This window comes from Bacillus sp. P4_D3 (genome assembly GCF_056401855.1).
In genome coordinates this window covers 1-920 of the sequence record NZ_JBFUIN010001032.1, presented here as the reverse complement: position 1 = coordinate 920, position 920 = coordinate 1, and the positions used below count along the sequence as shown (strand labels likewise).

General features: G+C 31.8%; 1 protein-coding gene and 1 pseudogene. One reads left to right on the top strand and one right to left on the bottom strand.

What is annotated here, in order from left to right; all coding sequences use genetic code 11:
* Positions 1 to 162: 162 nt before the first annotated feature.
* Complete coding sequence (locus AC1DTM_RS28935) at positions 163 to 660, bottom strand: helix-turn-helix transcriptional regulator (RefSeq protein WP_002085227.1); 498 nt, start codon at positions 658 to 660, stop codon at positions 163 to 165.
* A gap of 140 nt (positions 661 to 800) precedes the next feature.
* On the opposite strand from AC1DTM_RS28935, the pseudogene AC1DTM_RS28930 reads away from it, so the two are divergent.
* Positions 801 to 920: pseudogene (locus AC1DTM_RS28930) on the top strand (cytochrome P450); the annotation flags it as partial.

Below are 920 nucleotides of genomic sequence, written 5' to 3'. Positions count from 1 at the left end.
GGTAAACATGCATCTACAACTGAAGAAACAGATTGCAAAACTTTTGATCCAGAAGTATAAATTTTTGAAGGGTAGCCAAATCGTGGTTGCCCTTTTATTAATTATAGTATTGATAATAAATCTCATTTTCATTCATTGTTTTTAACTTTTCTTTTTATTTTTTCATATTTTCTTCATAAGTGATGTAATCCAGAGCAATTCATGTTCAATACGTGATTTACTAAATTCAATGACTTCTGTAATAAAAGATGAGCTAACATGTAAAGATTGAATAGCAGTAAGTTGTTTATGTAGTACGTCTTGGCGTATTGTTAAAATTTCTTTTCTAGCTTCGTAATCAAGTTTTTCAAATAGCGCGATACGCACAAGGAACTCAGCGTTATTTGTCGCAATCTTTTCGGGAAACTCTCTTAACATTTCAGAAAAAATTTCTTCTCCTGTTTCAGTTATGTCGTACATATTTCGGTTTGGCTTTCCGACTTGTTTATGTATTTTTTTCGTTATAGCGCCCATATTTTCGAAGCGCCGAAGAGCGGGATACAGTGTATTATGATTTAATTCGAAATTCTCACCTAACCGATTTTGAACATTTTTCTTTATTTCATATCCATGTTTTGGTCCAGTCGTTAATTCTGCTAGTAATAAAATGTCAACGTACATAAAAATCCCCCTTATATATTTCTCAAGTTCTCCAATGAAAAATCTCCTTTAACATATGTTAAAATAACATATGTTAGATTATACAACTTTGAACGACCGACCTATCACTTTTATTGTAAAAGAAAAGGGAGGAAAGAACTATGGCTTCGCCTGAAAATGTGATTTTAGTTCATGAAATTTCAAAGCTAAAAACAAAAGAAGAATTGTGGAATCCGTATGAGTGGTATGAATTTATGAGGGATAACCATCCGGTTCATTAT